Origin of the sequence: Thermococcus sp., assembly GCF_027008145.1 — an archaeon.
Classification (GTDB): domain Archaea; phylum Methanobacteriota_B; class Thermococci; order Thermococcales; family Thermococcaceae; genus Thermococcus.
Map to the genome: position 1 here is coordinate 1 of NZ_JALTCZ010000150.1, position 5,845 is coordinate 5,845.

Below are 5,845 nucleotides of genomic sequence, written 5' to 3' on the forward strand. Positions count from 1 at the left end.
GGCCTCCATGCTCATGTGCCTGTTGGGGGTGATGAGCCCGTTAACGCGGTTGCCTCTGCCAACGCTACCGTCGTCCCCGGATTCAGAGCTCGTCCCAGTGACGGTGATATAGTAGATGCCTTCCTTCGGGTCGTCGGCGGTGTTGACGTAGACCTTCGTCGGCCTCTCTGTGTGGGCCTCAACGATCTCCCATGCTGCGTCGTGGATTGCCTCCTTAACCGCCATGTAATCATCGGGGTTGTCAACCTCGCTGTCAACGATGGCAGCTGCTATGGTCAGGTCTATCTCATCGCCCTTTCTCAGGCCCATGACCTTTATGTCCTCGCCAACGGCCGGCCACTCCTTCTTGAACTTCTCGCTGTTGAGCAGCTTTTCCGTCTCAAGAACTATCCTCTCGGTCTCGCTGAGCGGGGCGTAGCCGACGCCGAAGCTGGTGTCGTTCGCGAGCGGAATCGGGTTCTCCTTGGCCTTGTTGAAAACCCCAACGAGGTCAACGCTCCCCTGGCCGATGCGGGAGTCTATGACGACGTGGTGCTTGAGGTCAAGGTGTCTGACGGCCTTCCTGAGGTACTCCTTGGCGGCTTTTATTGCGACCTGATGAACCGGGAACTCCTCCCTGTCAACGAGCTCAACGGCCCTCCCCGAGAGGAGGATGTAGATGGGTCTTATGACCTCACCGCCGCCGAACCTCGGATAGGCCCTTCCGCCGACGACCTCAACCTGGTCGGTGTTGTGGTGGAGGATGATTCCATAGCGCTTTATGTACTCCCTGCTGAGGGCCCTGCTGACGGCCTCGGCTATTCCATCGGCTATGCTGTCTGGATGGCCGATGCCCTTTCTCTCGACGAGCTCGACCTTCTGCATCTCGACCGGAGTCCTCACCAGCTCCTCAACGACTATGTTTCTTACCTTTTCAGCCATGAGCGTCACCACCTCCTCCTTTCAGCAGAATCAGCTTGTTCGGGAATCTTATATAATTTTCGGCATAGTAGGGGGCAACTCTCATTCCTCACAGTTATGGCAATCGAAACCCTTAAAGGCACCTCCAAAAAATTTTCAGTGACGGTCACGCCCGGCGGCTCGGATCCGGGAGGAGGCTGAACCATCGATGAGCGGATGCGACGATGCCGGGCGGACAGGGCCCGCTCTCCGGTCTGCCCGAGACTGCCGGACGGCAGACGTGAAGGCAGGGGATCGGCGGGGCCCACACTTTTAAGGTTCTCCCCCAACTTGTGGCGGTGGTTGGGTTGGAGATTGAGGAAATAGTTGAAGCCATAAGGGCTGAGCTCGACGAAAAAGACTCCCTGAGGGAGGAGGCCCTCAAACTGACAAGAGAAATCGTAAGGCTCAGCGGGGATACCATAAAAGCCCTCCACAGGGGAGAAATTGAGAGTGCTGAAGAGAGGTTCAGGAGCGCCGGCGAGAAAGTGAAGGAACTCTGGGAGAAGCTGAAATACCATCCAGACATCTACTACACCGGCTACGTCCAGAATGCACATCAGGAGTACGTCGAATCGGCGCTCTTCCTGAGCTACGTAACGGGAAAACCATATCCAGGCCCCAACGAACTGGGGATCCCAAAGGCCGACTACGCCCTGGGAATGGGGGATTTCATCGGCGAGCTGAGGCGCTACTTCCTACTCCGCCTCCTTGGGGGAGACCTCGCCGGGGCTGAGAAGGCCTACCGCGAGATGGAGAGAACCTATAACGCCCTCATGACTCTTGAATACCCCAAGGGGCTCGTGAACATCCGACAAAAGCAGGATCAGGCCAGGTACGTCCTTGAGAGAACCCTGGAAGATTTGACAAGGGCAAAGCTGGGGAGAGAGCTGGAGGGAAAGTTTGAGGCCCTCCTTGAGAAGCTCGATTAGGGGATTTTTTGAAATGCCGACAAAAAAGCTGAGGGTTATAGCCGAGATCCAGAGAAAGCTCGCAGAGAGGGCAGTAGAAAGACCGCTCCCCTTGAAGGAGGTGAAAACAGTCGGTGCCGTTGACGTATCGTACAGGGGGAACACAGCTTTCCCAGCCTTCGTCCTCTGCTCCTTCCCGGAATGCAAACCGCTCAAGACCAAGACGGCTAAGGTAAAGGTGGGCTATCCCTACATCCCCACCTTCTTCTTCCTTCGCGAGACTGGACCGGTTCTCAGGGTAGCCCTCGGAGAAGAATTCGACGTCCTCCTAGTTGAGGGGCACGGCAGAGCCCACCCCAGGAGATACGGTCTAGCCAGCCACCTTGGACTGGTGCTTAAAAGGCCCACAGTGGGCGTCGCAAAGAAAGCCCTCCGGGGGGTTTCCAGAAAACTATACACAAGGGTGGGAAAAGCTTATGTAAGCGTTGGGCATCTCGTTGACTTGGAGTCTGCAGTTAAGATCGTGGAGTCTTTGGAGGAGAGGGGCTATCCGAAACCGCTGAGACTCGCCGATAAGCTTTCGAAGGTGAGAGGATGAGGAAGATACTCCTGCTGGTCAGTCTTGCAAAGAGGGGTGCGCTTGGACAGAAAACATCGGTCACCGTGAGGGAGCTCGCAGGGGAGCTTGGGACTTCCCCTCAGACGGTTCTGAGGCTTCTAAGGGAGATGGAAAAAGAAGGACTCCTCGAGAGGGAAAGCATTGGAAGGAAAACCCTTGTGGAGGTAACCGCCGAGGGTGCCCGCTTCCTTGAGGAGCTGTGCGAGGAGATAACGGAGGCGATCTCCAGTGGCGTGATAATAGGCGAAATCGTCTCGGGCCTTGGGGAAGGGGCTTACTACGTCAAGCTCTACGCCCCGCTTATAAGGGAGTACCTGGGCTTTGACCCATATCTAGGGACGCTCAACGTCAGGGTTCTCTTTCCAAAGACGGTGTTTGATGCCCTCTGCAATGTCAGACCTGTGATACTCCCCGGGTTTGCCAGGAACGGCAGGACTTTTGGGGACGTCAAGGCCTACAGGGTCAGGATAGACGGCGTTGGAGGTGCCATAGTGATACCCTCAAGAACAATCCATCCCCCCAAGATAGCTGAGGTAATAGCACCGGTCAACCTCAGGGAGAGACTCGGCCTCAAAGATGGGGACAGAGTTAGACTGGAGGTCGTTAGGGAATGAACCGGAGGGGAATTCTTGCCACAGCAGGCCTTGGAGCCTTTCTTGGCTTCCTTCTTGTTATATTCTCATACAGCCCCTTCGAGAACGAGCTTTTCCTCTACGCCATACCCTTAGGTGCCATAGCTGGGGCCTTCGCGGGCACGAGGGTTGGGGAGAAGTTTAGTGCCTCGCCAGTTGCGTTCCTTCTCGGTTTGGCGGTTACGCTTACCCTAGGTCTCCTCTGGGGCATGTGGGGAATCGGCGATGCAAGGTTCTTCCTGGCGTTCGTTACGGTTTTGATGCTGTTCATAAGGCCCTCAAGCTTAAAAGACGTTGCACTTGTTCCAGCTAACTACACGGGGGGCTTTGCACTGTCCCTCCTAGCCCTGAAGTTTTATGGGCCTATACAGGCCGTTGAGGGTGGAATCCACGCCATAGTGGTTTTTTCAGGAATGGCATTAACCCTGTCCTTTTTCTCCGCTCTGGGAAGGTGGGGCTTTGAGAAGTTTCGCTCCATCGAGAAAGACAACGCTTAAATACGTCCACAGATAACCAAATCCGGTGATTGAAATGGTGATGCGCCTCTCGAAGCTCTACGGCAAGCAGATTTACAACACCAGGGGTTACTACGTCGGCTACGTTGACGAGGTCTTAATCCAGATCGACAGGGGGGAGGGGAAAGTTCTGGCCCTCGTCCTGCCGGGAGAAAAGGTGGGCGTACCCTACGACAGGGTGACTGCCATAGGAGACATAGTCCTCGTCAGGGCCAAGGCGGATTAGCCCTCCTTTACCTTTAGCGCCTCAAGGAACTTCTCCGTTATTGCCTCCTCCACGAGCCTTAGGAGGGAGTTCTTGTCCTTCGCCAGGGTGAATATGCCGAGCCGTATCCTCGCTCCCCCGGCCTGGGCGTGGCCTCCACCACTTCCTATTTCTCCGAAGGCCTCCTTCATTACCGCCCCTATGTTCACCCTCACGTCGCGGGTTCTCGCGGATATCTCTATGCTGTCATCGACTATTCCAAAGACGAGGACGGTGGTTATACCCTCAAGCCTGAGCAGGAAGTCAGCTGCCTCTGCGAGGGCGTCCCTGTTCGTTATGAAGCCCACATTGCTTATCACTATGTTCTTGTAAATCCGTCTGTGGAGTATCGCCTTGGCCAGTATTTCGGCAGTCTCGGTGCTTATATCTGGATGCTCAATCTTGTCGAGTAGCTCGTAGTCAACCTTGCCAGCCAGGTATTCGATGGCCTTCAAATCAACGTGGCTGAGCTTGGAGAACTTCTTGGTGTCAATATAGATACCGTAAAAGAGGGCGGTTGCGAGCAGGGGGTTAACCTCCAGGTTGAGACCCTTCAGGTATTCAACGATAATGGCCGAGGAGGAGTTGACGTCTGGCCTTATGTCAATGAACGCATCATTTGGTAAGTGATCCGACAGGTTCTGAAGAACCTGGTGGTGATCAATGACAATCTGTATCCTCTCGTAGTCGGACTTCTCAAGGATGGTTATATTGCCGTTCGGCTGGCAGTCAACGAGGGCTATGAACGGGTAGCGTTTCAGTTCGTATGAGCCCCTTGAGACCTTCATAAGCTCGATGCTGAGGAGGTTCACAAAGGCCCTGTTCTCGTGGTGGGCTATCTCACCTCCGTATACGATCTTTGTCTTGAAGCCGAGAGTTTGAGCTATGAGGCTAAGTCCAGCGGCGCTCGCTATAGAATCCGGGTCAGGATTGTCGTGCATAACTATGAGAAGGGAATCCCCTTCCTCGCGGAGGGCCCTCAGGTGCTTTACCAGGAGGTTCACATTCTTCCTCTCGCCTATTATTTCAACGGTCTTTATCATAGCCTCCCTGAGGGCCATCCTAGGAGATATCCCGTAGTCAACTTTAACCTCGGACTCGAACTCCTCCCTGAGCCCTCTCTTGAGCTCGTCGAGGGTGACCTCATCGGGGAGAACCGTAAGGATTGGAACCTCCTTGTTGTTCGACCTTATGACGTAGATCGTCTTCTTTATCGTGTTGAGATCCATAGTCGTTATTATCACAAGGTCTGCATTCTCTATGCCGGCTTTGAGGAGCGTAGCCGTGTAGGAGAAGTCCCCCTGAACAACGCGAAGGCCTCCTTCTTCAAGGGACCTGGTCCTGAGTTCATCCTTTTCAACCAACGTAACGTCGAACTCGCCCTTAAGGGACTCGGCTATCGAGCGACCTATAATGCCTCCACCGAGGATGAGCACCCTCATGAGCACCACCTTGACTTGCACAACAATGTTTAAATATAGGCTTTGATATACCGATATGCGGAATCCCTGCTGCAGATTTCTCTATTCCAACAGGGATATATATAGCTAATGGTGATGGCGATGCAACTACCGGACAAGGCCCCCCTCTCAGAGAACGTCGTAATAACCTCAGGGGAGGAGCTGGCGAAGCTGGTAAGCGATGCCCTGTCGAGGGGCAGTGGGGCGTTCCTCAAGACCTTTGCAAAGGACAGCGGGGGGAAGTACTACATAACAGTGCTCTTCGACAGGACGAAGATCCTAGCGGCCGAGTGCCTCCTCGTGGACAGCAATCAGACCGTCGCTGGGGCCGAGGCCGTTGAACTGTTCAAATCCCTTCTGTCAAAACCGATGGTCGTTGACGTTTATACCCTGGACGAGATAGAGCTCAAGATGTCAGTGGCCGAGAACCTTGATGCTTACTCCGAGACACCCAAGGTTCAGCTCTCCGAACTCTTCGAGAAAAGGGCTGAGGTCACTGAAGTAGCACCCCCAAAACCTGAGGAG

Annotated in this window: 8 protein-coding genes; 6 read left to right on the forward strand and 2 right to left on the reverse strand. The window is 54.5% G+C overall.

Translation table 11 applies throughout. The features are described from left to right. The coding region (locus MVD07_RS07095; protein ID WP_297500114.1) for a methionine adenosyltransferase at positions 1-921 on the reverse strand (921 nt) is incomplete at its 3' end. A gap of 326 nt (positions 922-1,247) precedes the next feature. Here MVD07_RS07095 and MVD07_RS07100 point away from each other — a divergent pair. Genes MVD07_RS07100 through MVD07_RS07120 form a run of 5 tightly spaced genes read left to right on the forward strand, consistent with a single transcriptional unit; the run spans position 1,248 to position 3,842 of the window. Beyond that, the gene (locus MVD07_RS07100) at positions 1,248-1,871 is read left to right on the forward strand and encodes a haloacid dehalogenase (protein WP_297500117.1); all 624 of its coding nucleotides are present in this window, start codon (positions 1,248-1,250) and stop codon (positions 1,869-1,871) included. 13 nt (positions 1,872-1,884) lie between these two features. Next, entirely contained in the window at positions 1,885-2,448 is a 564-nt protein-coding gene (locus MVD07_RS07105; protein WP_297500105.1) for an endonuclease V, read from the forward strand. After that, positions 2,445-3,083, forward strand: a complete 639-nt coding sequence (locus tag MVD07_RS07110; RefSeq protein ID WP_297500108.1) for a CTP-dependent riboflavin kinase — start codon at positions 2,445-2,447, stop codon at positions 3,081-3,083. Before MVD07_RS07105 ends, MVD07_RS07110 begins: the two co-directional genes overlap by 4 nt. Then, positions 3,080-3,598: a hypothetical protein gene (locus MVD07_RS07115; RefSeq protein WP_297500111.1), complete on the forward strand. Its 519-nt coding sequence runs from the start codon at positions 3,080-3,082 to the stop codon at positions 3,596-3,598. The genes MVD07_RS07110 and MVD07_RS07115 overlap by 4 nt, the downstream gene beginning before the upstream one ends. A gap of 34 nt (positions 3,599-3,632) precedes the next feature. After that, positions 3,633-3,842, forward strand: a complete 210-nt coding sequence (locus MVD07_RS07120) for a PRC-barrel domain-containing protein (RefSeq protein ID WP_297500120.1) — start codon at positions 3,633-3,635, stop codon at positions 3,840-3,842. Here MVD07_RS07120 and MVD07_RS07125 read toward each other — a convergent pair. Continuing rightward, on the reverse strand, positions 3,839-5,302 hold the full coding sequence (locus MVD07_RS07125) for a DHH family phosphoesterase (RefSeq protein WP_297500123.1): 1,464 nt from the start codon (positions 5,300-5,302) through the stop codon (positions 3,839-3,841). The genes MVD07_RS07120 and MVD07_RS07125 overlap by 4 nt on opposite strands. 114 nt (positions 5,303-5,416) lie before the next feature. Here MVD07_RS07125 and MVD07_RS07130 point away from each other — a divergent pair. Further along, a partial coding sequence (locus tag MVD07_RS07130) for a DUF2226 domain-containing protein (protein ID WP_366078483.1) occupies positions 5,417-5,845 on the forward strand: 429 nt, incomplete at its 3' end.

Excerpts from the sequence above, each read along its gene's own strand:
- MVD07_RS07105 (WP_297500105.1), top strand. The coding sequence starts at position 1,885 with ATGCCGACAAAAAAGCTGAGGGTTATAGCCGAGATCCAGAGAAAGCTC.
- MVD07_RS07110 (WP_297500108.1), top strand. The coding sequence starts at position 2,445 with ATGAGGAAGATACTCCTGCTGGTCAGTCTTGCAAAGAGGGGTGCGCTT.
- MVD07_RS07115 (WP_297500111.1), top strand. The coding sequence starts at position 3,080 with ATGAACCGGAGGGGAATTCTTGCCACAGCAGGCCTTGGAGCCTTTCTT.
- MVD07_RS07120 (WP_297500120.1), top strand. The coding sequence starts at position 3,633 with ATGGTGATGCGCCTCTCGAAGCTCTACGGCAAGCAGATTTACAACACC.
- MVD07_RS07125 (WP_297500123.1), bottom strand. The coding sequence starts at position 5,302 with ATGAGGGTGCTCATCCTCGGTGGAGGCATTATAGGTCGCTCGATAGCC.